Consider the following 24,184-nt stretch of genomic DNA (forward strand, 5'->3'; position numbering starts at 1 on the left):
CCGTGCGCAGACAACTCAATGAAGCGCCACCGCAACTGTTCAGAAGGCTAGAACCGAATCGAGAAATTGGCTTGATCGCGATCAATGCTGCGAGATGCGACGGCGATGCGGCGAGCAGTCGGACAGAGCGCAGCTAGACTGGCAGACAGCAATTCCTTCGACGCGTCGATTTCGCCTCGAAAGGTTACCTTGGCGAACAACCGTGAGGGGACGGATGAGCGCTCAGCAGGAGGTCATCGAATTCCTTTCTCGCGCCGAAAGTTACGGCTGCCCGGGCGGTATGGTCGAGCGTGTCGAGACACATGGCTCGCTAATTTTTCTGTGCGGCCAGCGCGTCTACAAGCTCAAACGGCAGATTGCCTATGCATCGCTAGATTTCCTGACGCTGGAAAAACGCGAGCGGGCCTGCCATGCAGAGCTGCGGCTGAATCGACGCACTGCACCTGAGCTCTATCTCGAGGTGCGCTCGATCACCCGGGATCGCAACGGCGTGTTGGCATTTGACGCGGACGGCAATGTACTGGATTGGGTCGTGGTGATGGGGCGGTTTCCGCAGTCCGCGCTGTTCGAACGCATGGCCCTGGCCGGCAGGCTGACGCCATCGCTGGTGCAAACCTTGGGTGTCGAGGTCGCTCGTTTCCATGCCGGTGCCGAGAGCACGCCGGACTTTGGCGGCAGCGCCGGCATACGCCGATCCATCGAGACCAATCATCAGGAGCTGTGCCGCCAGCGCGCATTGCTCGATGACGATGCGGTGCAGGCACTCTACCGGGAGCAGTTGGCCTTGCTCGATCAGCTCTCGGCAGAGCTGGACCGGCGGCGTCGCGATGGGTGCGTGCGGCGCTGTCATGGCGATATGCGCCTGGCGAATATCTGCCTGCTCGAAGGGCGGCCTACCCTGTTCGACGGCATCGAGTTCAGCGACGAGATCGCCTGTATCGACGTTCTGCACGATCTCGCCTCGTGTTGATGGACCTGCAGCATCATCAGCTGGGCCACCTGGCGCCAATCGTGCTGCGCGCCTATCTGGACGAGAGCGGCGAGGCGGAGGATTGTCTTCCCCTGCCGTTGTTCCTGTCGGTTCGCGCAGCGACTCGCTGCTTCACTCTGGCCAGCAGCTCCCAGCGCCAGAGCACACCCGAAGCCGCTCAGGCCAAGGCCGCGCAAGCCCGCAGCCTGCTGCAGCAGGCGCACATCTATCTGCTCGATCACCAGGCGCTGGGGCTGGGCTACCCGCAGCTTGCACCCTTCCCTCTACGCCCGACCAGGAGCCAGCCATGAGCAACCACCCTCCCCTGTTGTTCGCGCTACAAGGCACACAGGAGTACGCCGCCCGCGTCGCTCGGCACATGGGGCTCGAGCTCGCTGAAATCGAAGAACGTGCGTTCGAGGACGGCGAGCACAAAAGCCGCGCTCTGACTCCAGTGGAGGGCCGCAAGGTGGCCGTCTTCCATGCGCTGTACGGTGATGACGAGCGCAGCGTGAACGACAAACTTTGCCGCCTGCTGTTCTTCTGCGGCGCGCTCAAGGATGCGGGCGCCCGCCACGTCCAGGTGGTCGCGCCCTACCTCTGCTACGCGCGCAAGGAGCGTCGCACCCAGTTTCAGGACCCGATCATCACCCGCTATGTCGCGGCACTGTTCGAAGCCTGCCGGGTGGACCGACTGACTACGCTCGAAGTGCACAACCTCGCTGCGTTCGACAACGCGTTTCGCATCCCGACCCGACATATCGAAAGCGCTGAGCTGTTCGCCGCGCATTTCGCGCAGCTGTCCGCCGATGCCGAGCTGGTGGCAGTGTCGCCTGACGCCGGCGGCGCGAAGCGCGCGGAATCCTTTCGTCGGGCTCTGCAGCAGCATACCGGGCGCTCGGTTGGCAGTGCGTACATGGAAAAGTACCGCAGCAACGACATCGTGACCGGGACGATGCTGGTGGGAGACGTACGCGATCGGATCGCGATCATCGTCGATGACCTGATCAGCACCGGCGGCACGTTGCTGCGGGCCGGTGAGGCCTGCCGCAAGGCCGGCGCCCGTCAGGTGCATGCGGCCGCGGCACACGGCCTGTTCACCGGCGGCCCGGAGCTGCTGGAAAGTCCGGTGTTCGACCAGTTGGTGATCACCGATACGGTGCCGCCATTCCGGCTCGACCCTGATCTGGCTGGCCGACGTCTGACGGTTCTCGACTCGAGCGCCATGCTTGCGGCCGCTCTCGCTGCCGAGTATCGCTAGGGCTTCGTCGCCGGCACGGTCGCGCCGGCTCGCGTTTTCTTGGCTACAGTCATGCCAAAGACCTAGAAAAAAGCCAGCACGATCAGGAGCCTCTCATGGACGCACGCAAGGACGCCGATCAGGCCGCTTCGCTGAAATGCCGTGAATGTGCACTGCGTGGCGTCTGCCTGCCGGCGACACTGCTTGACCCGGACTTACGCCAGCTGGAAGACATCATCCGGCACAATCGCCGGGTGGCCCGACATAAACACCTTACGCGCGCCAGCGATCCGGCCAATCAGGTCTATGCGCTGCGCAGCGGCACTCTGAAAACCTATCTCACCGGCAGCGACGGCCGCGAACTGGTGACCGGCTTCGTCTTTCCTGGCGAGCTAGTCGGCCTGGACGCGTTCGCCGGTGGCCGATCCGCCAGTCATGTCATGGCGCTGGAGCCATCGCTGGTGTGTGCGATTCCGGTTGGGGAACTGGAGGATCTGCTGACGGCGAACGCCAAGCTGCGTACCCGGCTGTTCAAGTTTATCAGCCACGAACTGCAGGTCGAACAGGACCACCTGCGCCACAGCCGCGAAGGTGCCGGGCAGCGGTTCATGGCCTTCTTTCTCGATCTTTCGGCACGCCATGCCCGGCGCGGTCTGTCGCCGACCCGCTTCAGTCTGCCAATGACCCGGGCGGAGATCGGCAGTTACTTGGGCCTGACCACCGAGACCGTCAGCCGTCTGTTCACCCGCTATCGTCAGGCCGGCCTGATCGAAACCCGCGGGCGAGAGGTGCAGCTGCTGGATGTGAGCTCGCTAGCGGTTGCCCATGCCGCACCGGCTTCGCGGATATCTTGCATGGCTGGATGAGCGTCTCGAACGGTTGATACCTGTCAAGGCCGGGCCGGGCCGGGGCAATGGGAAATAATCGACGAAAGCCGCTGCGCTCGCTGGATCAAGGAGAGGCTGCGTGAATGTAGTAACGGAACGGAAGATTTGATTTGCAGCCCTACGAACTACGCGCAGAACAGCTCTATCACGTCTTCGACGATAGCCTGCTCGACTTCGAGACGACATCCGAGCTGCCCGATCTGGCCGACATTCTCGGGCAGGAACGCGCGTTGGGTGCACTGCATCTGGGCGTCGGCTTGCGCCACGAGGGTTTACAACCTCTACGTTATGGTGAGCAAGCACGCCGTCGTTCACAACCTGCTGCAACAGCGTGGCGTGCGGCGAGGCCGCGCTTGATATCGCTCGCACTGGCGCCGGCGACGACATTGCAGCTGATTTGCTATCGTCGGCTATCGGACTGCCTGGGCTGCGGGCTTGATCCGAATTGGCTCGCCTGCCATTGGAGCCTTGCAGCTGTTTATACTGCTGCCCAATCCGTCAGGAAACCAATATGAGCAGCATCGAAGACCTCAACGCGCAATCACTCAAAGGGCATCAAGGTCTGAAACGGATCCTCAGAGCGCTTGGCTATTCCATTGCCGGTATTCGCGCTGCCGTCGCGGGTGAAGCTGCCTTCCGTCAGCTACTGCTGCTGAACGCCGTGCTGATTCCTTTGGCGTTCACGTTCGAGGTAAGCCGGATAGAACGTGTGTTGCTGGTTATCGTGCCGCTGCTGACGCTGGTCATCGAGCTGGTGAATTCCGCGATCGAAGCAACCATCGACCGAATCTCCTATGAACTCCACCCCTTGTCCAAGAATGCAAAAGACATGGGCAGCGCCGCCCAGCTGCTGTCTCTTGTCGTCGTGGGGGTAACCTGGGTGATGATCCTCTATTGAGTCGCGGCGGGAGCTTGCTCATTGGCATTCCCACCGCGCGCCATCAGCCCGACTTCAGTCTTTCCTGACGTTCTGATAGAGCATCAGCCGCGACGTCTCGTGAAGTCCTCGTGTCAGCTTGACCAGCCGCTGGAACTCTTCAGGGTATTGCTCGGCGACGTCCACCAGTGGCTCCGGTGAGGCGATGTCATGCAGGCTCGGCTGGCTGCCGTCGTGCTGCATCTGCAACAGGAAGTCCTTGGTAACGCCGCCGATAAGCGGAAACGTGCCCTCTCGCAATACAAGCGGAACAACCCGCTCGCCTTCCGGCGCCGGCTGCTGGATATCACGACCCATTGCCCCGTTGCGGTATTCCATCCCCGCCATGCCCAGCACGGTCGGCAGCAGGTCCGCCAGACCCACGGCGTCTTCGATCACGCGTGGCTCCAGAAGCTTCGGGGCGTGGATCAACAGTGGGACATGATTGCTCTCCAGGCCCAGCTTTTCGAACGCCGGCGGCATGTGCGGTATCTGGCTGATGCGAGTGTTGTGGTCGCCAAACATCACGAAGATGGTGTTGTCGTACCAGCCGCCTTCCTGCGCGATCTCCATCAGGCGTCCGATGTTGAAGTCCAGAAGACGGACCGCGTTGTATTGCGCCAGGCTACGGGAGCCGGCGCCTTGCACCGTCTCTAGTGGCAGGTCGCGCACTTCGAAGCCGTCGTTCTGCTTGGGAATGGTGAACGGCCGGTGGTTGCCCGCCGTCTGGATGTAGGCGAAGAACGGCTTACCCTCCCCCTGTTCACGCAGTATCCGGTCGCTTTCCTTGAACAGATCCAGATCCGACACGCCCCAGACGTCGACCATCGGTGATTTCCAGTGGCGCTCTTCATACAACTGAATGTCGTCGATGCTTTGGCGGATCAGCGCATTCATGTTCGCCCAGCCGGAGTTGCCGCCGATCATGTAGTACTTGTCGTACCCCTGCAGTGCGTTGATCAGGCTGTGCTGGCGGGTAATCAGCGGGTTACGCGTTGCGGTTTCCTGACGTGATACGTCGGGCACGCCAGAGATGCTGGCCCAGACCGTTTTCGCCGTGCCAGTAACGGGCACGTAGAAATTCTTGAAGAACCAGCTCTGCTGGGCCAACCGATCGATGTTCGGAGTTGGGTTCAGCGGGTTGCCGTATGCGCCCACTGCACTCGTTCCCAGCGACTCGAGCATGACGAAGACGACGTTCGGTCGCTTGCCGGCGAGCGCATAGGGCTGGGCGCCCTGCTCCCGGCTGAAATTCAGCGATTTGGCATCAGGCTGATCGACGCTCAGATAGCGGCTGACGACATCGTAGTGGGCCTCGACCTGCTCACGATCGTACGGCTGATTGGGCACCTTCAGGGTGTCGTAGAGGAAGATCACCGGGTTCAGGCCGAGCGCGGCAATCTGGTTGTCGCCCGAGAAGAAGGCGTCACTCCAGCGCAACGGCACCGGATTTTCCAGGTTGATGTTATCGACGCGCCCCAGAATTGCGACGAAGACGGCCGCCACCATCAATGTGCTGCCCCAGATCAGCGAAAGGCGGCTGATGGGTCTTGCCGGGCGATCCAGCGTTACGCGCTCGATGCGCAGCAGCAACCACCAGACCAGAGCAGTGGCGGCAGCCCAGCCGAGGGTGATCCAGACTACCGGGTAGGTTTGCCAGACCATGTCGGTCGAAATCTGCGCGTCTTCGAGAAAGCGCAACACCGTCGCGTTAATGCGCACGCCCAGGTAGGCGTAATGGCCGAAATCGATGATGTAGACCAGCAGCACTGCTCCGAGCGCCAGCGCGAGATAAAGACGCGCCAGCCAACGAAGAGTTCGCGAGCGGATCAGGTTCCATTTCGGCAGCCACGCCAGCAAGGCAATCGGCAGCATCAGCAAAATGGCCAGGCGAAGGTCGAAGCGCAGGCCGATGCCCAGCGTTTCCGGCACGGCGTCGATGTCACCTAGCGCGCTGGCCTCGAAGCCTGAAAAACCAACGAAGAAAATCCCGCGCAACACGGCCAGCGTGAGAAACAGAATCCCGACTGCACCAAACCAGTAGTGCAAACGTCGCGAGCGAACCCAACCCATCATTCCATTCCTCTAATCGTCAAGTAGCGCAGCCCGTCCATCACAGGCTCGTCGGCTGATTCAGTTCTTGCGATGCCTTCGCTGGCCTGCGCGCGACTACCCTAACTGCGTAGCCGATCAACGCTCCGCAGCTGAACAAGGCGATGAACGGGTCGAGCAGATAGTCCCAATAGTTAGGCGAAGGCTTGAGCCCGAGGCTGAACGCCAGGGTAGCGAGACCGAGCATGCACACCCCCAGCCAATTCCTCAGCAGCAACAGCCCGAAGGCCAACACGCCCACAGTCACGATCAACGGGCGCGGGTCGTAGCCCAATTGATAGGGATCCAGGTAGGAAAGCCCCATCGTCGCCGGATACAGAAACAACGCCAGTGCTGCCATCACGATCAGCAGCTGTACGCGAACACTCTGCTTCGGCGCATCCAGCAGGCCCAGGCGCACCGCAGCGAAGAAAGCCAGCGCCACCAGCGTCGTGATCGCGACATCGTCGGTGAAGCTGCGCATGTACGCAGCAAGGGAAAGCCCATCCACGCTAACGAAGCTGACCGCCAGAAGAAGTAGCAAACGAAGCCCCTGGGCAAGCCGGCCGAAGCCAAAACCAGGAAGAACAACGAATGCAAATAGCGCAAAGGTCAGATGCGCTTGCCAGAGTCCAAGCATCAGAGCTGCTCCATTAGCCAGGCATCATTGAAGCTGACGTGTTTGATGAAGGTGTTGTTCCAGGAATAAACCAGGTGGTAAAGGCCGTCGGCACTTCGGATGAAATAGGGATACTCGTACTCGAAGTCGCAGCCGTGGGTCTTGCAAACACGCTGGTCAAGGTTTGTCAGAAATTCATCCACCAGCGACAGACGCCGCGGCCCGCTGGAGAGGCGAAACTTGTCGCCGATGATTTCCCGATAGGCCTGGGGGCTGAATGGATTGCCTTCCGGATCGGGGGACTCGTCCAGGTCGATTACCGGCTTCCAGAGTTCGAGGCTGGAGTTGGTTTCCATCAGGCGAAGGCGGAAACGGCCATCTTCAAGATCGTTCAAGGCGACCAGCAGCCCGTGATTCGGTGTAGCCACCGCCGCGAGTGCCGAGTTGGGATTAGCTGGATCGATGGGGAAAGGCTTGCTCCAGGTTCTGCCCGCATCCTCGGTGCGGCTGGCTAGCACACGGTGATGCGTCACACCTGCGTAACGCAGCATTGCGATGGCGTTCTGCTCGTCCATCGGCACTACCGTGGGCTGCAGCGAATCGGTGCCCATGCTGATTCGGCTTTTACCGACCACATCACCGGTCGGGCTGATGTACAGGTACTCGGCGAACTTGCCGAGGAACTCGTGATACACCGGTAGGCCAATGGTGCCGTCACGGTGAAATACCGGGGCGTTGCGAACCAGGGTACTGATATTCAGGAACGGCGTGGTGATCAGCTGCTTGGGTGTCGACCAGCTTTGGCCAAAGTCGTCCGAATACATGGTGTTGATGGCACTGCCAGCCCAGCCGCCAATGGATACGGACACATAGAAAAGCCACAGCCTGTTATCGGGAGCCAGGGCGATGACCGAATTGCCCAGTTTGCGTATGTACTTGCGGGTGGCTTGTTGGGTTGATTCACGGGTTGCCAGGACCAGCTCTTCGCCCCACTCGGCCGTCAAGGCGTCATAGCGTGCTCCGCGGATCTGAACGTCCGCCGCACCCTCTCGCGAACCTGCGAACCAGACGGCCATCAACTTGCCACCTGGAAGCGATGTCACTGATGACGCGTGCACGAACTCGTCGAGATCGGATGATGCAAAGCGGGTGCTGTAGAACGGCGTCGTTGCGCCCGCCAATTCAACGGAACCAGCCGCTACGGCAAAGCCAGCGACTGCACGGTCCGGATGTAGCCACCAGCTAATTGTGAAAATGGAAGCGAGAACAGCGGCACAGAGACCAAATACAAAGAGTCGCGATTTTTCAGAGCCCATAGAAACCATATCCATATAAACACTCGTCGCGTCTCGCAGGATCGCGAATAACAACCGAGGGATGCCCCCATCAGGACTGAGGTGAAAGAAGTTTGCTGACCGGTTTCTACAAGGGACTTGCTCGATTTACAGAACGGGGGCACTAAACCGAGTGCCGCCGGATCATGGGCGAGCGGGACACCCAGCGCAAACCATGCAACGCTTCGGGCAGCCGAGGCGTGAGTAGACCGCGGCGTCGCAATATAGTGTGACTGGTGCGCCTGTGGCAAATCGACGCACCACACTCGCCGCGGTTGGCTGCTGACTCACTCCCGGCAAGCAGCCGTCATAGCGTTTGCGGGTACCGTTGCGGCTCGAGCGGCGTAATATGGCGCAATCTCAATGGAACTGGAGTTTTGTCATGCTGCTTCGCTTACTGGCTGCCGGCACTGTTGCGGCGCTCTGCCTGCCTGCCGTTGCGCAGGAACATAACCACGACCACCAAGCCCCGGCACAAGCGGCGCCTGAACTCGCCATCAGCCAGGCCTGGTCGCGCGCGATGCCGCCGAGCGCGCCCACCGGGGCGGTGTATTTCGTTCTGGAAAATCGCGGGCAGCAGCCTCAACGCCTGATTGGCGCGCAGACGTCGCGAGCGGAGAAGACCGAACTGCACACCCATGTGCATCAGGGCGACATGATGAAAATGCAGCAGATCGATTCGGTGGAGGTACCGGCGGCTGGCAAAGTGGAATTCAAGCCGGGCGGGAACCACGTAATGCTGTTCGGACTAAAGCAGCCCCTGGTTGCCGGCGAGAGTTTCCCGGTGACCCTGCAGTTCGATAACGGTGCGGAAGTCACTACCGAGGTGAGCATCGAGGTCGATGCCCCCGCGGCGGGCGGCACCACACAGGGCCACCATCACTGACAGTCCGGCGTGCCGCTACATCCGGCACGCCCCTCCCCCCGATTAAATCGCAGCTGGCGTACGCATGGTGACGAACTCTTCGGCCGCCGTCGGGTGAATGCCCATGGTTTCGTCAAACACCTGCTTGGTAGCACCTGCCTTCAGCGCCACGGCCAGTCCCTGTATGATCTCGCCGGCCTCCGGCCCGGCCATATGGCAGCCGAGTACACGGTCGGTTTCGGCGTCCACCACCAGCTTCATCAGACTGCGCTCCAGGCTATCGGTCATGGTCAGCTTCATTGGCCGGAAGCGACTTTCGAAGATGGTGACCTTGTAGCCCTTCTCGCGCGCTTCCTCTTCGGTCAAGCCGACTGTGGCCATGTTCGGCAGGCTGAATACCGCGGTCGGGATGGTTGCGTAGTCGACCTTGCGGTATTGCTCGGGTTTGAACAGCCGGCGCGCAACCGCCATACCTTCGGCCAATGCCACTGGCGTCAGCTGGATACGACCGATCACATCGCCGATTGCCAGAATCGAAGACACCGAGGTGCGATATTCATCGTCGACGGCAATGAAGCCGCGAGCGTCCAGCGCCACGCCGGCCTGTTCCAGGCCCAGGTTGTCGAGCATCGGGCGGCGGCCCGTCGCGTAGAAGATGCAGTCCGCCTCCAGCGTGCGACCATCCTCCAGCGTGGCGAGCAGGCTGCCATCGGGCTGCTTGTCGATATGAACGATGTCGGCGTTGAACTGCAGATCCACGCCCTTCTTGATCATCTCGTCCTTCAGGTGATCGCGAAGCGAGCCATCGAAACCGCGCAAGAACAGCTCGCCGCGATACAGCAACTTGGTATCCGCGCCGCAGCCATGAAAGATCGAGGCGAATTCGACGGCGATGTAGCCGCCGCCGACAACCAGCACGCGGCGCGGCAGGGATTCGAGATAGAACGCTTCGTTGGAAGTAATGGCATGTTCGCGACCAGCGATTTCCGGAACATGCGGCCAGCCGCCAGTGGCGATCAGGATATGTTCGGCGCTATACCGTTTGCCTTCGACCTCGACGGTATGCGCGTCGACCAGCCGCGCGTGCGCCTGCAACAGCGTCACACCGCTGTCCACCAGGATGCTGCGATAGATGCCATTGAGACGCTGGATCTCACGGTCCTTGTTGGCGATCAGTCTATTCCAGTCGAAAGTGGCGCCATCGATGGTCCATCCGTAACCCTGCGCCTGGCCGATGTCTTCAGCGTAGTGGGCACCGTAGACCAGCAGCTTCTTCGGTACGCAACCGACATTGACGCAGGTGCCGCCCAGATAGCGACTCTCGGCAACGGCCACCCTGGCACCAAAACCCGCAGCGAAGCGCGCCGCACGCACACCACCGGAACCCGCGCCGATGACGAATAGATCGAAGTCGTAAGCCATGTAATGTTGTCTCCTTCTGTAGCGACAGCATAACCCACGCAATCGCTCTGGTTCACCGAAGGAGTGCCCCATGCGCCCCACCCTCACCCACCTTGCCCTGCATGTGCCTGATCTGGACGCCTGTATCGCCTTCTATGAGCGGTTCTGCGGTATGCACGTGTTCCATGAGCGCCCTGGAAAGGGCTCACGAATCGTCTGGATGGCGGAGCCTGGAAAGGAACGCGAGTTCATTTTCGTGATGATGCCTGGCGGCATGGATCGAGCGCTGGCAGCAAACGACTACAGTCATTTCGGTTTTGCGCTAGCCAGTCGTGAAGAGGTCGATGAGATTGCGGACCGCGCGCGCGACGACGGCTGTCTCATATGGGAGCCACGCGACGAACCCTATCCGGTGGGCTATTACTGCGGGTTGCGCGACCCGGCGGGCAACTATGTCGAGTTCAGCTACGGACAGCCGCTAGGCCCGGGCGCAGAAGACATGCCACTGCCCTGAAACGAATGGGCCACCCGAAGGTGGCCCAATTTGTTCAGAACGCCTTACCGGTCAGGTAGAAGTGTTCGTAGCAGAAGTTCGTCGCCGCGATGTAGCCCTCGGCGCTACCGCAGTCGAAGCGCTGGCCCTTGAACTTGTACGCCAGTACGCAGCCATCCTGGGCCTGGCGCATCAGCGCGTCGGTGATCTGGATTTCACCACCTTTGCCCGGTTCGGTCTGCTCGATCAGGTCGAAGATGTCCGGTGTCAGGATGTAGCGGCCGATGATCGCCATGTTGGACGGCGCGTCTTCGGGCTTGGGTTTCTCGACCATGTGACTCACGCGGTAGATGTCATCGCGGATCATCTCGCCGGCGATTACGCCGTACTTGCTGGTCTCTTCCGGCGGTACTTCCTGAATCGCCACGATCGAGCAACGGAACTGGTTGTACAGCTTGACCATCTGCGCCAGCACGGGATCGCCATCCAGGTTGATGCACAGGTCGTCCGCCAGCACCACGGCGAACGGCTCGTCGCCAATCAAAGGGCGACCGCTGAGGATCGCGTGACCCAGGCCTTTCATTTCAACCTGGCGAGTGTAGGAAAAACTGCACTCGTCGATCAGGCGGCGAATACCGACCAGGTACTTTTCCTTGTCGGTGTTGCGGATCTGGTGTTCCAGCTCGTAGCTGATGTCGAAATGGTCTTCCAGCGAGCGCTTGCCACGCCCGGTAACGATCGCGATCTGGTTAAGCCCAGCCGCTAGTGCCTCTTCAACCCCGTACTGAATCAGCGGCTTGTTCACCACCGGCAGCATTTCCTTGGGCATGGCCTTGGTTGCGGGAAGAAAACGTGTGCCATATCCGGCAGCGGGGAAAAGGCATTTTTTGATCATGTGAGTCCTTGAAATGAAGGTTCCAGTCGATGCACTGCTTGTCGATTCAGCAGCTGCCTTGCGGTGTTGCCCGGTCTTGCCGGCGTAGAGCCTACGACCATCGTTTTCCATAGGGGTTCGCAGCGAGCGCAATGGGTAGATGCAGAAAATATGCCCGCCACCCGGAGCGGTTCTACGCTCGCGATCCAGACGGGTCGGCAACGCTAATATCGCTTTGCCATTCTGTAAAGCAGGTCACTGCTCTCTTTTCATTTGCACCCATATGGAGCATTGCATTAACCGCATCTTCATCTGCCTGTCGTTACAGGCGCATGACCAGATTGCCCCCATACGAACGGGCCACCCCACTGATCTGGGTCATTGAAAGCTGTATTTGCACATTCCGTTGATCTCTCGATGCGCTCCATATAGAGCGGAACGCAATACCATAGCGCGCCCAGTAATGGCGCATGGCTAGCATTCGCAGCGATCTTCAAGAAATCCGGCAAGTCGCCGATAGGGGATTCAGATTGCTAACCCATCGCGGCGTCGTGGGAAAACAGAACAATAGTGCGCAATGGCAGCTACTCCGGTGGCAGTAGTCCTAAGGAAAAACATGAACAGCTCCGCCTCTCGACAAATGTCCGTGCAGACCAAAATCAATCTGGCCCTGGTACTGGTGCTGGTGGCGATCATGTCCGCCTCGCTGTTCATTGCCGCCAGTACGGAAAAGCGCTTGGTATTGCAGGTAGTGGAGCAACAGACCAAGGATGCCGCTGACTCCTATTTCGACAGCATCAACACCATGATGCTCACCGGCACCATGGCGCAACGTGAGGTCTTGCGAAAAAAGATTCTCGCCCGCCCAGGTGTAATCGACGCCCGCATCATCCGCAGCGACGAGGTCACCAAGGTGTTCGGTCCGGGCTTCGACCATCAGTCCCCTGTCGACGCCCTGGACCGCCGGGCACTGAGCGGCGAAGGCATCATCGAAGTCAACAAGCAGAGCGGCGGCCGCGTGCTGACCGTCATCAATCCGATCCTTGCCCACGCGGACTACCGTGGCACCAACTGCCTGACCTGTCACCAGGTCGCGGAGAACGCGGTGATGGGTGCGGTGCGCATCAGCTATGACCTCAAGGCGCTGGATCAGGAGGTCGACCGCAACATCATGATCAGTGGCGCCATCCAGTTGCTGCTGCTGGTCATTGGCGTGGTGGTTATGTGCATGACGGTGCGCCACGTGATCATCCGTCGCATCAACGCCATGCGGCATACCATGAACGCGATGGCCGAAGATGAAGATCTGAGCCGCAGCGTGGCAATCGGCGCCAAGGACGAGATCGGTGCCATGGGCGATGCGTTCAACCGGATGATCGGCAAGTTCCGTCACAGCCTGGAAGCCGTTGCCGGCGTCACCCATCAGTTGACCGATGTCTCCGAGCGCGTATCCCATGTGGCGGAGAAGACCCTGGCGGCAGTCAACGAGCAGCGCAGCGAGACCGATATGGTCGCCTCGGCGATGAACGAGATGAGTGCAACGGTGCAGGAAGTGGCACGCAACGCCAACCAGACCGCTACCGCATCCGCCGGAGCCGATACCGAGTCCAAGGCCGGTGTGAAGGTGGCGACCGAAGCGCTCGATGGCATTGAGGTGCTGATCGCCGAAATCGAGAAAGCAGCGCAAGTCATTCAGCGCGTCGAAAGCGACAGTGCCAGCATCGACATGGTGCTCGGTGTGATCAACGGCATTGCCGAACAGACCAACCTGCTCGCCCTTAACGCCGCCATCGAAGCGGCACGCGCCGGCGAGCAAGGCCGTGGCTTTGCCGTGGTGGCCGATGAGGTGCGCACCCTCGCCTCGCGTACGCAGAAATCCACCGAAGAAATTCAGGCGATGATCGAACAGCTACAAAGCGGCGTACGCAATGCGGTGCAAGCGATGAAAGAAGCACAACTGCGTGCGCGCTCGGGGTCGCAGTGCGTCGAAAAGGCCGCACAGAGCCTCGGCTTGATAGCCACCGAAGTCGGCACCATCAATGAAATGAACACGCAGATCGCCACGGCCGCCGAACAGCAAAGCGCGGTTGCCGAAGAGATCAATCGCAACATTTCGACCATCAGCCGCATTGCTGACACCACCTCGACTGACGCGACTCAGACCTCCGAGATCAGCGATGAGCTGGTGCGCCTGGCAACCGAACTGAACCGCCTGGTCGGCCAGTTCAAGCTCTGATCGCAGTGGCGAGGCCGCTGCTCGCCCTGCTTCCGCGGGGCCCGATCCAGACCCCGAATCGCCCAACGGTGCGGCTCGGGGTGCCATCGGGGCGCTATTCTTGATCTGAGACAGTCGGCGCGCCGGACCGAATCGTCCATAATCCGCGCCCACGACCAGCCTGAGCCGGACACACCCGAGGGTGAGACCGCGTTCCGCGCCTGACTCCGAATTCAACCCTTAGGTGAAAACGAACATGGACCAACTGCCGAGCTTCAACCGGGCCCTGGTCGAGAAATACGACCGTCCCGGTCCGCGCTACACCTCCTACCCGACTGCTCCGCAGTTTCATCAGGCCTTCGCCCAGGACGACTACCGCGCCGCGGCTGCACGCAGCAATCAGGCGCAACCGCCCAAGCCGCTGTCGGTATACATCCATATCCCCTTCTGCAAGAGCCTTTGTTACTACTGCGCATGCAACAAGATCATCACCCACAAGACCGATCGCGCGGTCGAGTATCTCGAGTACCTCAAGCGTGAAATCGCCATGCAGGGCGAGCTGTTCGATCGCTCACGCAAACTGACGCAGCTGCACCTGGGGGGTGGCACGCCGACCTACTTCACCAGCGAGCAGCTGGCTGACCTGATGGCCAGTCTGCATCAGGCGTTCAACATGGATGACAGCGACAACCACGAGTTCTCTCTGGAAGTCGATCCGCGCACCGTCACGCCCGAGCAGATCCACGGCCTGCGCAAGCTGGGCTTCAATCGCCTGAGCTTCGGTGTGCAGGACTTCGACGAGCAGGTGCAGATCGCCGTCAATCGCATCCAGACCGAAGAGCAGACCCGCGAGCTGGTCCAGGCTGCCCGGGATGCGCAGTTCAAGTCGATCAGCGTCGACCTGATCTATGGCCTGCCGCTGCAGACGGTGGCCAGCTTCGACACGACCCTGGACAAGATCATCGATATCCGCCCGGATCGCATCGCCGCCTACAGCTACGCCCACCTGCCGGAGCTGGTACGGGCGCAGAAGCTGATTCGTCCCGAGGACATGCCACCGCCCGAGCGCAAACTGGAGCTGCTGGAGCTGACCATCAAGCGCCTTACCGCCGCCGGCTACATCTATATCGGCATGGATCACTTCTCCCTGCCGGAAGATGAACTGGCCCTGGCGCGCGCCAACGGCACGCTGCAACGCAACTTCCAAGGCTATTCAACGCACGCCGATTGCGACCTGATCGGCCTGGGCATTTCCTCCATCGGCAAGGTCGCCGACAGCTACAGCCAGAACGTCAAGGAGCTCTCGCAGTACTACGCGCGCCTCAACGAGGGCATGCTGCCGGTGCACCGCGGCTACAAGCTGAGCGACGACGACCGCCTGCGCCGCGACGTGATCGTCTCGCTGATGTGCCATGGGCGCATCGATTACCGGCAGATCGAGCAGAAGCACGGCATCGACTTCCGCAGCTATTTCGCCGATTCGCTGGCCAAAGTGGCTGAGCCGGTTGCCGATGGCTTGGTGGAGCTGCGCGACGACGCGCTGATTCTCCTGCCGCAGGGGCAATTGATGATGCGCAACGTCGCCATGGCCTTCGATGCCTATCTCGGTGGCGAACAGCGCGGACGCTTCTCGCGCACGGTCTGATCGTTCCATCGCTTCAGGGGCGGCATCCAGCCGCCCCGCCGCTTCCGCTGATCACCGGCCATTGCCAAACATCGCTCGAACTGTATAAATAGCCAGCTTTCGAGCGGGCCGCCCGCGCCCCAGCTTTATCGGATGTGCGATGCGCCAGGCCCTGGAAAACCCCTTCTACTATCTCGACAACTTCCAGCAGGTTCTGGCCTGGGTAGGCCGGCATCATGGCGACCTGCTGGACGAAACAGAGCGCGTCTTCATCGAGCGTTTCGCCGTACTACCACAGCCGTCCCAGGCGCTGCTGGTGCGTATGGTGATGCGCAAGGGCGCGCTGTTTCGGGCCAGCAAGCTGCGCTACGGGGAGATCGGCTGTCCGCGTCAGGCGGCCGCGCCATTGATAGAGCACGGCTGGATCGATGCCGGGCGTGAGCTGACCCTGGAACAGCTGTTCAGCCTACTGACCAAGAGCGAGCTGCTACAGCTGTTCGGCGCGGCGAACGCGGCCGGACTGCGCAAGGCCGAGCTGCTCGAACGGCTGCATGCCGTCCATGACCTGGCCAAGCCCTTCGGGGCATGGTGGGCGGGTTCCGAGGACGCAGTGTTCGCCCTGTGCATCGACGAACTCTGCGAGCGGTTGCGCCTGCTGTTCTTCGGCAATATCCATCAGGACTGGTCGGAGTTCGTCCTGGCCGATCTGGGCGTCTATCGCTATGAGCAGGTGCCCTTTTCCCCCGCCTCGCGGGCGTTCAGCTCGCGTGCCGAGCTGGATGCCTATCTGCATCTGCATCGCTGTCGCGAGCGCTTCGATGCCGGTGAGCCACTGGCGGAAATCCTGGCAGCAGTACCGGCTGCGCCGTTCGGCAATGCCTGGCTGGAAAGTCGCCGCGGCAAGCTGCTGCTGCGTATCGGCCAGCAGTTCGAGCGACTCGGCGAGTTGGACGAGGCCTTGCGCGTGCACGCGTCCAATCACTATCCCGGTGCGCGTGAGCGGGCGATTCGGGTACTGGAGCGCTGCGGCCAGCCAGCGGCAGCGATGGATCTGTTGCTTCAGGCCCGGGCTGTGCCGGAAAGCGAACATGAAGCGCAGCAGCTGCAGCGCATCCTGCCCCGACTGCAACGCAACCTGGGCATCCCGACCGAACGAGCACGCAGCCGCAAGCCGGAACAGCTCGATCTGGTCCTGCCAAGGCCCACCTGCAGCGTCGAACAGGCGGTGCGCGAGCATCTGACGACGCCGGACGCTCCAGTGTATTACGTGGAAAACGCCCTGGTCGGCTCGCTGTTCGGCCTGCTCTGCTGGGACGCGATCTTCGCGCCGTTGCCCGGTGCGTTCTTTCACCCATTCCACTGGGCGCCGGCCGACCTGAACCGCGCAGACTTCCACCAGCGCCGCGCTGATCTGTTCGCCGCCTGCCTGGCCTGCCTCGACAGCGATGACTACCGTGACTGCATCTGGCGCACCTTCCAGGCGAAGCTCGGCATCCATAACGCGTTCGTCGCCTGGGGCCTGCTCGACGAACAACTGTTGGCGCAGGCGCTGGACTGCATTCCCGCCGCGCACCTGAAGCTGCTGTTCCAGCGCATCCTGGTGGACGTCACTGGCAATCGCACCGGCCTGCCGGACCTGATCCAGCTGTGGCCGGAAGAGCGCCGCTATCGCATGATCGAGGTGAAGGGCCCAGGCGATCGCCTGCAGGACAACCAGAAGCGCTGGATCGACTATGCCCATCAGCACGGTCTGCCCATTGCGGTCTGCCATGTGCAGTGGGCCGAGGTCATGGCGTGAGCTATCGGGTCGCGGTGCGCGCGCTCTGCGAATTCACCGCCAAGGTCGGCGATCTGGATCTGCGCTTCACGCCCTCGCCCACCGCGTTGGAAGGCATCGCCGGGCACGCCCAGGTCACCGCCAGGCGCGGCGACGGCTACGAGCGCGAGATCACCCTGGAGGGGCAATACGGGCAGCTGAGCGTGCGCGGCCGCGCCGATGGCTACGACCCGGCGCGCAATCGCCTGGAAGAGATCAAGACCTTTCGCGGCGACCTGGAACGCCAGCCGGCCAACCACCGCCAGCTGCACTGGGCGCAAGCAAAGCTCTACGGCTGGCTGCTGTGCCAGACGCGTGGGCTCGATGAACTCGAACTGGCACTGGTCTATTTCGACGTCACCAGCCACAAGGAAACGCTGTTCGTCGAACGCCACGCCGCAGCGGCGCTGCGTGCGTTCTTCGAGACCCAGTGCCAGGCGTTCATCGCCTGGGCCGAACAGGAAATGGCCCACCGCGCCGCGCGCGACCAGGCACTTTCCAATCTGCGCTTTCCCCACGACGATTTTCGTGCCGGCCAGCGGCAGCTGGCCGAGGCGGTCTACAAGGCGGCCTGCACCGGCACCACGCTGATGGCGCAGGCGCCGACCGGTATCGGCAAGACCCTTGCCACGCTGTTTCCGCAACTCAAGGCGTTTCCCGGCCAGCAGCTCGACAAGCTGTTCTTTCTCGCGGCGAAAACCTCCGGCCGCAAGCTGGCACTGGATGCACTGCACACGCTACGGCGCAGTGGCGCGGGCGAGTTGCGTGTGCTCGAACTGATCGCGCGGGACAAGGCCTGCGAGCACCCGGACAAGGCCTGTCACGGCGAATCCTGCCCACTGGCCAGAGGTTTCTATGATCGTCTGCCTGCCGCTCGCGCCGCAGCGCTGCAACATTGCATGCTCGATCAGGCGACGCTGCGAGGCGTTGCGCTCGAACATGAGGTCTGCCCGTATTACCTGAGCCAAGAACTGGCGCGCTGGGCGGACGTTGTGGTGGGTGACTACAACTACTACTTCGACATCAGCGCCCTGCTCTACGGCCTGACCCAGAGCAACGACTGGCGAGCATGCGTGCTGGTGGACGAGGCACACAACCTGCTCGAACGAGCGCGCGGCATGTACAGCGCGGAACTCGACCAGCGCACCTTCGTCGGTCTCAGCAGCAAGGCACCCGCGCCGCTGAAGCGCCCGCTGAGCCGCGTTCAGCGCTGCTGGAACGAGCTGCATCGCGAGCAGGTGGCGACCTACCAAGTGCAGGCCGAGCTGCCGCTCAAGCTGCTGGGTGCATTGCAGCAGGCCGTCAGCGCCATCACCGACTATCTGGGCGAGCAGCCTACAGGGCTGGATGCGGATCTGCAGCGGGCCTATTTCGACGCCATGCATTTCTGTCGGGTCGCCGAGCTGTTCGGCGCGCATTCGCTGTTCGATGTCAGCCTGCTGCCGGCGACTGCTCGCAGCAAGGCCCGTCGTTCGATCCTTTGTCTGCGCAACGTGGTGCCCGCCCCTTTTCTCGCCCCCCGCCTGGCGCAGGCGCGCTCCAGTGTGCTGTTCTCCGCCACGCTGAGCCCGCGCAGGTTCCATGCCGACATGCTGGGCCTGCCTGCCGCCAGCGCCTGGATCGACGTCGAATCGCCGTTCCAGAGCCGGCAGCTGCGGGTCTGCCTGGCCGGGCATGTCTCGACCCGCTACCAGGATCGGCAGGCCTCGCTGGGCGCTGTGGTCGAACTGGTTGCCCGCCAGTACCTCGAGCGCCCCGGCAACTATCTGGCCTTCTTCAGCAGCTTCGATTATCTGCAGCAGGTCACCGCGCTGCTGCGCGAGCACTACCCTGATGTCCCCTTCTGGGAACAGACTCGCGGCATGCAGGAAGCGGCGCGCAATGCCTTTCTCGAGCGTTTTACCGAACACAGCGAGGGGATCGGCTTCGCCGTACTTGGCGGCGCTTTCGCCGAAGGCATCGACCTGCCCGGCCAGCGTTTGATTGGCGCATTTGTCGCAACGCTTGGCCTGCCGCAGGTCAATCCCGTCAACGAGCAGTTCAAGACACGGCTCGACGAGCTATTCGGACGCGGTCACGGCTATGACTACACCTATCTCTACCCCGGCCTGCAGAAAGTCGTGCAGGCCGCCGGACGAGTGATCCGCACACAGCAGGACGAGGGCGTCGTGCACCTGATCGATGACCGCTTCAGCCGTTCGCAGGTCCGTCGCCTGTTGCCCAGCTGGTGGGCCTTATCGGGAAATTCCAGTGGCTGAACGCAGGTCGTTCTGGTTGCGTGGGCTTCGGAGGCTCGCTATAGTCCTGCGCCGCCGATTCCCCATCGGCGCACTGCAATGCAGTCTCCGCCCGGATGGCGAAATTGGTATACGCAAGGGACTTAAAATCCCTCATCCGAAAGGGTATGCGGGTTCGACCCCCGCTCCGGGCACCACTTCTCGCTGGCTATCCTTGCTAGCTGCCATTCGGCATTCCGTAAAACTCCAGTTTCCGCAACTAACGCCAAAGCTTCCAGACACGTTCAGCGCTAAGACACCTGTTTGGCTCCGGGTTAACCGACACGAAATTTCGCTTCGTCTTACTTACCTCAAAGACTGCCTGAGCTCGTTGATGAGAGTTCTTTTAATCACTCTTTTATCTGCAGATACAAATAGTGCTATTGTGTATCCATAGACTCAAAAGAGGCGATTATTTATGAGCGCGACTCTTCAGCAAGCTGTCACCTTTACCAAGGATCAGTGCGCTACCGGCCTACGAGCCGCAGTGAACATTCTTGATAAATGGCAGGCAACTACCGAGCAGGCTTGTCGGATTCTGCGCATTTCTCGCAGCACCCATGCGCGGGCCAAGCTGCGCAATCCGGATTGGTCGGTCAGCCTGGATCCGGATCAGATGCAGCGGGTGAGCTTCATTCTGAATATTCATGCAGCCCTGCGGCTGATCTTCGATAACCCGGACAATACCTACGGCTTTCCCGGCATGCCCAACCACAACGAGTTCTTCAATGGGCGCTCGCCGCTGGAGGTCATGGCGCAGGGCGACATGATTTCGCTGTACGAGTCGTTCCGGCGGATCGACAGCATGCGGGGCGCGCAGTGGTAGTGCCGCAACGGCTGCCAGTCCGGCCAGAAGGCCGACTCCAGGCGTACCGGCTGGTCAATTCGAAGTTCCCGCCCATCGATCTGTTCGATGACGTGGCCGACGCCGATGAATTTGAAATGCTCTACCAGCTGCAGGCTTTGACCAACCCGCGCCTGCACAACGAGACGGGCCGCCTTGAACTGATCCCCCGCTCGGAAATTCCGTTCGGCGTACCCGGCTGTTCCTACGCCACCGCTCCCTTCACCCATGTGAATCCCGCCGGCTCACGCTTCAGCGATGGCAGCTACGGCGTGCTCTATCTGGCTGACAGCATGGAAACGGCGCTGGCCGAGGTACGCCATCATCAGGAGCTGTATTGGTCCAACGTCGTGGGGCTGAACTTCGAGCGTTTCGTTTTCCGCGGACTCTCATGCCAGTTCAATGAAGCAGGACTGCTGGACGCCACGACCATCACACCGACTGACCCAATCTACGCTGCGAATGACTATTCCGCAGCGCGGCAGTTCGGTCGCCGGTTGCGGGAGGATGGCTTTCCGGGTTTGCGCTATCACTCCGTGCGCAAACCGGGCCAGCATTGCTGGGCGCTGATGACGCCGCGGTGCGTCCTCTCCATCGTCCAGACCGCCCACTACGAGATGATCTGGAACGCCGGCATCACCAGCGTCAGCGCGATCGGCGAGGTCTGAAGCGCAGCCTGCGCCGCCGTTCATCCGCCTGCCCGGCGCTGCCAAACCGCTGTAACAAACCGCGCGCATTCTCTGCTCATGGACTCCCCCATGGCGCACGGACGCTCCACCGAACTCACGACGTGAGGCCGCGAACATGAGCAAGCGATCACTCGAAGAACTTGTCACCCGATCGGATATCAGCGCACTGCAGCCTATGACGCATTGGCGTCGCGGCCGGCGCAACGCCCAGGACAAGTCAGGGCCGAATGCCGCTGCGCTGATTCAGCGCGCTACCCACGATATCGGCATGCTGAGGGCCGTCCTGCCCCACTAGATATTCAGTGCGGAAAAGCTACCGGGATGCGTCGATAGGCCGTCCCAGAGCCTTTTGCCGCCCTTGATTGCTGTCAATGGCAAAAATAGCAAGCAGCCTATCGTTCGCTCCGATATCCACAACGGAGCGGCACATGAAGAACCTGCACTCACATCACCTGACTCCCTACCTGCTGAGCGCTGGACTGTTATGCAGCCCAGCCGTCTTCGCTCAGGAAACCTTCAGCAGTCTGTTCACCGACGCGAAGCCGATTCTGGATCTGCGCTATCGCTATGAGCACGTCGACCAGGACAACGCGCTGAAGCACGCCAACGCTCAGACGCTGCGCACCCGTGTCGGCGTTCAGACTGGCAAGTGGTACGGCTTGTCGGCGCTGGTCGAAGCAGACAACGTAAGCCGATTGGGTGACGCCGCCTACAACAGCACTCGCAACGGGCAGACCGACTACTCGGCAGTACCCGATCCCGACGGCAGCGAAATCAACCAGGCGCTGTTGCGCTACGAGCATGCGTTCGGCAGCGCCATCGGCGGCCGTCAGCGGATAAATCTCGACAATCAGCGCTTCGTCGGTGGGGTTGGTTGGCGGCAGAACGAGCAGACCTACGACGGTGTGCTGGGCCAACTGCAACCGCTCGACAAGCTGACGCTGACCTACGCCTACATCGACAACATCAACACGATCTTTGGCCCGGGCGACAACCGTTTCGACAATCGCACCAACCCGGCCAACATCGAAGGCCACAGTCATCTGTTCAACGCCCGCTACGCGTATTCACCGGAGCTGACGGCCACCGCTTACAGCTATCTGCTGGGGCTGGACAACATTGCCACTGCACCCGCCGCCGCGCTCGGCACCCTGTCCAGCAAGACCACAGGCCTGCGTCTGAACGGCGCCATCCAGAACCTAAGCTACGCGCTTGAATATGCACGCCAGCAGGACTACGCAGGCAATCCACAGGAACTGAGCAGCGAGTACTACCTGGCCGAGCTGGGCTATGCCCTCAAGGGTGCGACTCTGAAAGCGGGCGTGGAAGTACTGGGCGGCGACTCGGGGCCGGGCAATCGCGCATTCCAGACGCCGCTGGCCACCAAGCACGCCTTTCAGGGCTGGGCGGATACCTTCCTGCTGACGCCGGCAGACGGCGTTCAGGATGTCTATCTTGGCGGCACCCTGCCGCTGTTCGGCGGCACGCTGCAGGCCTGGTACCACGACTTCCGCGCCGAGCGCGGCAGCGAGCAGTACGGGGAAGAGATCAACATCGGTTACAGCCGCGCCATCCCGCTGGTCAAAGGGCTGGTCGCAACGGTCAAGTACGCCGCCTATGACGCGGACGACTATTCGGTGGACACCGATAAACTCTGGGCACAGCTGCAGTACACCTATTGAGCGGGTGCAGGTCGGGCGTTCGCGCCCGACCGACTAGCGCACGTGACGAGGCAGCCGCAGCGAGATGAGCGCTGCGAGCAGCACGAAGAGTGACGAAACCCACAGGCAGGCCTGCAGGCCGTAGGCCTGGAACACCCAGCCGGAGAGCAAGGTTCCGATCAGCCGACCCATCGCATTGGACATGTAATAGAAACCCACATCCAGCGAGACACCATCTTCCTTGGCGTAGCTGACGATCAGGTAGCTATGCAGCGAGGAGTTCACCGCGAACAGCCCACCAAATAGCAGCAGCCCGCCGATCAGCACCCATTGCGGCGACGCACCGGTTGCCAGGCCCGCAGCGATCGCCGCCGGTAGCGCCGCCAGCAACGCCGCCCAGATGAAGGCTGCGCGCCCATCCGGAACCTGCCCGCTGCGCTTGCCGGTAATGGCCGGCGCCATCGACTGAACGATGCCATAGCCGATGATCCAGCACGCCAGAAAGCCGCCGACCTTCCAGAAATCCCACCCAAAGACAGTGCTCAGGTACACCGGTAGCGCGATGACGAACCACACGTCCCGCGCACCGAACAGGAATAGCCGCGCCGCGGACAGCACGTTGATCGCCGGACTCTTGGAGAGGATGTCCTTGAACTTCGGCTTGGCCTTCGCCTTGCCAAGATCCTTTTTCAACAGCACCAGACTGCCGATCCAGATCACGGCCAGTACCGCAGCCATCGTCAGGACCGCACCGGCGAATCCCAGCAGCGTCAGTAGTGCGCCGCCGAGGAAGAAACCCACGCCCTTGAGCGCATTCTTCGAGCCGGTGAGGATGGCGATCCACTTGTACAGCGTGCCCTGCTGGCTGTCGGATACAAGGAGCTTGATCGAGCTCTTGGCCGACATCTTGTTCAGGTCCTTGGCGATACCGGACAGTGCCTGCGCACCCATCACCCAGGGCACGGTCAACCACGCCGCCGGCACGGTGAGCATCAGCAGCGCCACCACCTGCATCGCCAGCCCAAGGTTCATCGTCCGATTCAGACCGAGGCGCGCACCGAGATAACCACCCACCAGGTTGGTGATGACCCCGAACACCTCGTAGAACAGAAACAGCGCGGCGATCTGCAGCGGCGAGTAACCCAGCGCATGGAAGTGCAGCACCACCAGCATGCGCAACGCGCCATCGGTGAGCGTGAAGGCCCAGTAATTACCGGTGACGATCAGGTACTGGCGCACCTCGGGAGACAGTCGGGCTAGGGCTTGCATGCGGGGTTCCGGTTTGATTGATCTGCGGGTATTGCGTGGTCAGGTTGAGCTGGCGACGGCAAAGGGCTTGGCCATGGTCGAAAAGAACGCCTAACCCCAA

20 protein-coding genes, 1 tRNA gene and 1 pseudogene are annotated in these 24,184 nt (G+C 61.4%); 16 read left to right on the forward strand and 6 right to left on the reverse strand.

The genetic code is table 11. The features are described 5' to 3' along the window. Nucleotides 1-214 precede the first annotated feature (214 nt). The 5 genes and pseudogenes from PSEST_RS10835 to PSEST_RS10850 all read left to right on the forward strand — a co-directional run bounded on the left by PSEST_RS10835 (nt 215) and on the right by PSEST_RS10850 (nt 3,995). Nucleotides 215-1,281, forward strand: a pseudogene (locus PSEST_RS10835) (phosphotransferase). Further along, on the forward strand, nt 1,278-2,231 hold the full coding sequence (locus PSEST_RS10840) for a ribose-phosphate diphosphokinase (protein WP_015277023.1): 954 nt from the start codon (nt 1,278-1,280) through the stop codon (nt 2,229-2,231). The pseudogene PSEST_RS10835 and the gene PSEST_RS10840 overlap by 4 nt, the downstream one beginning before the upstream one ends. A 95-nt stretch (nt 2,232-2,326) precedes the next feature. Beyond that, a complete protein-coding gene (locus PSEST_RS10845; protein ID WP_015277024.1) occupies nt 2,327-3,076 on the forward strand; it encodes a helix-turn-helix domain-containing protein in 750 nt (249 codons plus the stop codon). Between the two features lie 131 nt (nt 3,077-3,207). Beyond that, nucleotides 3,208-3,612, forward strand: coding sequence for a hypothetical protein (locus PSEST_RS22135; protein ID WP_157372396.1), 405 nt, complete (start codon nt 3,208-3,210; stop codon nt 3,610-3,612). Then, on the forward strand, nt 3,609-3,995 hold the full coding sequence (locus PSEST_RS10850; RefSeq protein WP_015277025.1) for a diacylglycerol kinase: 387 nt from the start codon (nt 3,609-3,611) through the stop codon (nt 3,993-3,995). Before PSEST_RS22135 ends, PSEST_RS10850 begins: the two co-directional genes overlap by 4 nt. 54 nt (nt 3,996-4,049) lie before the next feature. On the opposite strand, the gene PSEST_RS10855 is transcribed toward PSEST_RS10850, so the two are convergent. Genes PSEST_RS10855 through PSEST_RS10865 form a run of 3 tightly spaced genes read right to left on the reverse strand, consistent with a single transcriptional unit; the run spans nt 4,050 to nt 8,054 of the window. Then, complete coding sequence (locus tag PSEST_RS10855) at nt 4,050-6,086, reverse strand: LTA synthase family protein (protein WP_015277026.1); 2,037 nt, start codon at nt 6,084-6,086, stop codon at nt 4,050-4,052. Nucleotides 6,087-6,126: 40 nt separating this feature from the next. Continuing rightward, nucleotides 6,127-6,744: a hypothetical protein gene (locus tag PSEST_RS10860; protein ID WP_015277027.1), complete on the reverse strand. Its 618-nt coding sequence runs from the start codon at nt 6,742-6,744 to the stop codon at nt 6,127-6,129. Beyond that, on the reverse strand, nt 6,744-8,054 hold the full coding sequence (locus tag PSEST_RS10865; RefSeq protein ID WP_419184895.1) for a sialidase family protein: 1,311 nt from the start codon (nt 8,052-8,054) through the stop codon (nt 6,744-6,746). Before PSEST_RS10865 ends, PSEST_RS10860 begins: the two co-directional genes overlap by 1 nt. Nucleotides 8,055-8,439: 385 nt before the next feature. Here PSEST_RS10865 and PSEST_RS10870 point away from each other — a divergent pair, with 385 nt between their 5' ends. Continuing rightward, nucleotides 8,440-8,943 carry a copper chaperone PCu(A)C gene (locus PSEST_RS10870; protein ID WP_015277029.1) on the forward strand — a complete coding sequence of 168 codons (504 nt, stop codon included), beginning with the start codon at nt 8,440-8,442 and terminating at the stop codon, nt 8,941-8,943. Nucleotides 8,944-8,985: 42 nt separating this feature from the next. Here the strand turns inward: PSEST_RS10870 and gorA are convergent, their stop codons facing one another. Next, on the reverse strand, nt 8,986-10,344 hold the full coding sequence (gorA, locus tag PSEST_RS10875) for a glutathione-disulfide reductase (protein ID WP_015277030.1): 1,359 nt from the start codon (nt 10,342-10,344) through the stop codon (nt 8,986-8,988). Between the two features lie 70 nt (nt 10,345-10,414). Between gorA and PSEST_RS10880 the strand changes: the two genes are divergently transcribed. Next, nucleotides 10,415-10,837, forward strand: coding sequence for a VOC family protein (locus PSEST_RS10880; RefSeq protein WP_015277031.1), 423 nt, complete (start codon nt 10,415-10,417; stop codon nt 10,835-10,837). Between the two features lie 34 nt (nt 10,838-10,871). Here PSEST_RS10880 and galU read toward each other — a convergent pair whose 3' ends face one another. Next, a complete protein-coding gene (gene galU / locus PSEST_RS10885; RefSeq protein ID WP_015277032.1) occupies nt 10,872-11,711 on the reverse strand; it encodes a UTP--glucose-1-phosphate uridylyltransferase GalU in 840 nt (279 codons plus the stop codon). 595 nt (nt 11,712-12,306) lie between these two features. On the opposite strand from galU, the gene PSEST_RS10890 reads away from it, so the two are divergent. The 9 genes from PSEST_RS10890 to PSEST_RS10930 all read left to right on the forward strand — a co-directional run bounded on the left by PSEST_RS10890 (nt 12,307) and on the right by PSEST_RS10930 (nt 22,836). After that, nucleotides 12,307-13,926, forward strand: a complete 1,620-nt coding sequence (locus tag PSEST_RS10890) for a methyl-accepting chemotaxis protein (protein WP_015277033.1) — start codon at nt 12,307-12,309, stop codon at nt 13,924-13,926. Between the two features lie 235 nt (nt 13,927-14,161). Next, nucleotides 14,162-15,550: an oxygen-independent coproporphyrinogen III oxidase gene (hemN, locus tag PSEST_RS10895; RefSeq protein WP_015277034.1), complete on the forward strand. Its 1,389-nt coding sequence runs from the start codon at nt 14,162-14,164 to the stop codon at nt 15,548-15,550. Nucleotides 15,551-15,689: 139 nt separating this feature from the next. Next, on the forward strand, nt 15,690-17,327 hold the full coding sequence (locus PSEST_RS10900) for a VRR-NUC domain-containing protein (RefSeq protein WP_015277035.1): 1,638 nt from the start codon (nt 15,690-15,692) through the stop codon (nt 17,325-17,327). Then, on the forward strand, nt 17,324-19,603 hold the full coding sequence (locus PSEST_RS10905; protein ID WP_015277036.1) for an ATP-dependent DNA helicase: 2,280 nt from the start codon (nt 17,324-17,326) through the stop codon (nt 19,601-19,603). The genes PSEST_RS10900 and PSEST_RS10905 overlap by 4 nt, the downstream gene beginning before the upstream one ends. Nucleotides 19,604-19,692: 89 nt before the next feature. Further along, a tRNA-Leu gene (locus PSEST_RS10910) sits at nt 19,693-19,779 on the forward strand. 260 nt (nt 19,780-20,039) lie between these two features. Further along, nucleotides 20,040-20,447 (forward strand): hypothetical protein, encoded by a 408-nt coding sequence (locus PSEST_RS10915; RefSeq protein WP_015277037.1) that lies wholly within the window; start codon nt 20,040-20,042, stop codon nt 20,445-20,447. After that, entirely contained in the window at nt 20,447-21,133 is a 687-nt protein-coding gene (locus tag PSEST_RS10920; protein WP_015277038.1) for an RES family NAD+ phosphorylase, read from the forward strand. The genes PSEST_RS10915 and PSEST_RS10920 overlap by 1 nt, the downstream gene beginning before the upstream one ends. Before the next feature lie 136 nt (nt 21,134-21,269). Next, a complete protein-coding gene (locus PSEST_RS22560) occupies nt 21,270-21,449 on the forward strand; it encodes a hypothetical protein (RefSeq protein WP_015277039.1) in 180 nt (59 codons plus the stop codon). Between the two features lie 133 nt (nt 21,450-21,582). Continuing rightward, on the forward strand, nt 21,583-22,836 hold the full coding sequence (locus PSEST_RS10930; protein WP_015277040.1) for an alginate export family protein: 1,254 nt from the start codon (nt 21,583-21,585) through the stop codon (nt 22,834-22,836). A gap of 33 nt (nt 22,837-22,869) precedes the next feature. Here PSEST_RS10930 and arsJ read toward each other — a convergent pair whose 3' ends face one another. Continuing rightward, the gene (arsJ, locus tag PSEST_RS10935) at nt 22,870-24,084 is read right to left on the reverse strand and encodes an organoarsenical effux MFS transporter ArsJ (RefSeq protein WP_015277041.1); all 1,215 of its coding nucleotides are present in this window, start codon (nt 24,082-24,084) and stop codon (nt 22,870-22,872) included. Between the last annotated feature and the right edge of the window lie 100 nt (nt 24,085-24,184).

This window comes from Stutzerimonas stutzeri RCH2, assembly GCF_000327065.1.
Lineage (GTDB): Bacteria > Pseudomonadota > Gammaproteobacteria > Pseudomonadales > Pseudomonadaceae > Stutzerimonas > Stutzerimonas stutzeri_AE.

Excerpts from the sequence above, each read along its gene's own strand:
- PSEST_RS10840 (WP_015277023.1), top strand. The coding sequence starts at position 1,278 with ATGAGCAACCACCCTCCCCTGTTGTTCGCGCTACAAGGCACACAGGAG.
- PSEST_RS10845 (WP_015277024.1), top strand. The coding sequence starts at position 2,327 with ATGGACGCACGCAAGGACGCCGATCAGGCCGCTTCGCTGAAATGCCGT.
- PSEST_RS10850 (WP_015277025.1), top strand. The coding sequence starts at position 3,609 with ATGAGCAGCATCGAAGACCTCAACGCGCAATCACTCAAAGGGCATCAA.
- PSEST_RS10855 (WP_015277026.1), bottom strand. The coding sequence starts at position 6,086 with ATGGGTTGGGTTCGCTCGCGACGTTTGCACTACTGGTTTGGTGCAGTC.
- PSEST_RS10860 (WP_015277027.1), bottom strand. The coding sequence starts at position 6,744 with ATGCTTGGACTCTGGCAAGCGCATCTGACCTTTGCGCTATTTGCATTC.
- PSEST_RS10865 (WP_419184895.1), bottom strand. The coding sequence starts at position 8,054 with ATGGATATGGTTTCTATGGGCTCTGAAAAATCGCGACTCTTTGTATTT.
- PSEST_RS10870 (WP_015277029.1), top strand. The coding sequence starts at position 8,440 with ATGCTGCTTCGCTTACTGGCTGCCGGCACTGTTGCGGCGCTCTGCCTG.
- gorA (WP_015277030.1), bottom strand. The coding sequence starts at position 10,344 with ATGGCTTACGACTTCGATCTATTCGTCATCGGCGCGGGTTCCGGTGGT.
- PSEST_RS10880 (WP_015277031.1), top strand. The coding sequence starts at position 10,415 with ATGCGCCCCACCCTCACCCACCTTGCCCTGCATGTGCCTGATCTGGAC.
- galU (WP_015277032.1), bottom strand. The coding sequence starts at position 11,711 with ATGATCAAAAAATGCCTTTTCCCCGCTGCCGGATATGGCACACGTTTT.
- PSEST_RS10890 (WP_015277033.1), top strand. The coding sequence starts at position 12,307 with ATGAACAGCTCCGCCTCTCGACAAATGTCCGTGCAGACCAAAATCAAT.
- hemN (WP_015277034.1), top strand. The coding sequence starts at position 14,162 with ATGGACCAACTGCCGAGCTTCAACCGGGCCCTGGTCGAGAAATACGAC.
- PSEST_RS10900 (WP_015277035.1), top strand. The coding sequence starts at position 15,690 with ATGCGCCAGGCCCTGGAAAACCCCTTCTACTATCTCGACAACTTCCAG.
- PSEST_RS10915 (WP_015277037.1), top strand. The coding sequence starts at position 20,040 with ATGAGCGCGACTCTTCAGCAAGCTGTCACCTTTACCAAGGATCAGTGC.
- PSEST_RS22560 (WP_015277039.1), top strand. The coding sequence starts at position 21,270 with ATGAGCAAGCGATCACTCGAAGAACTTGTCACCCGATCGGATATCAGC.
- PSEST_RS10930 (WP_015277040.1), top strand. The coding sequence starts at position 21,583 with ATGAAGAACCTGCACTCACATCACCTGACTCCCTACCTGCTGAGCGCT.
- arsJ (WP_015277041.1), bottom strand. The coding sequence starts at position 24,084 with ATGCAAGCCCTAGCCCGACTGTCTCCCGAGGTGCGCCAGTACCTGATC.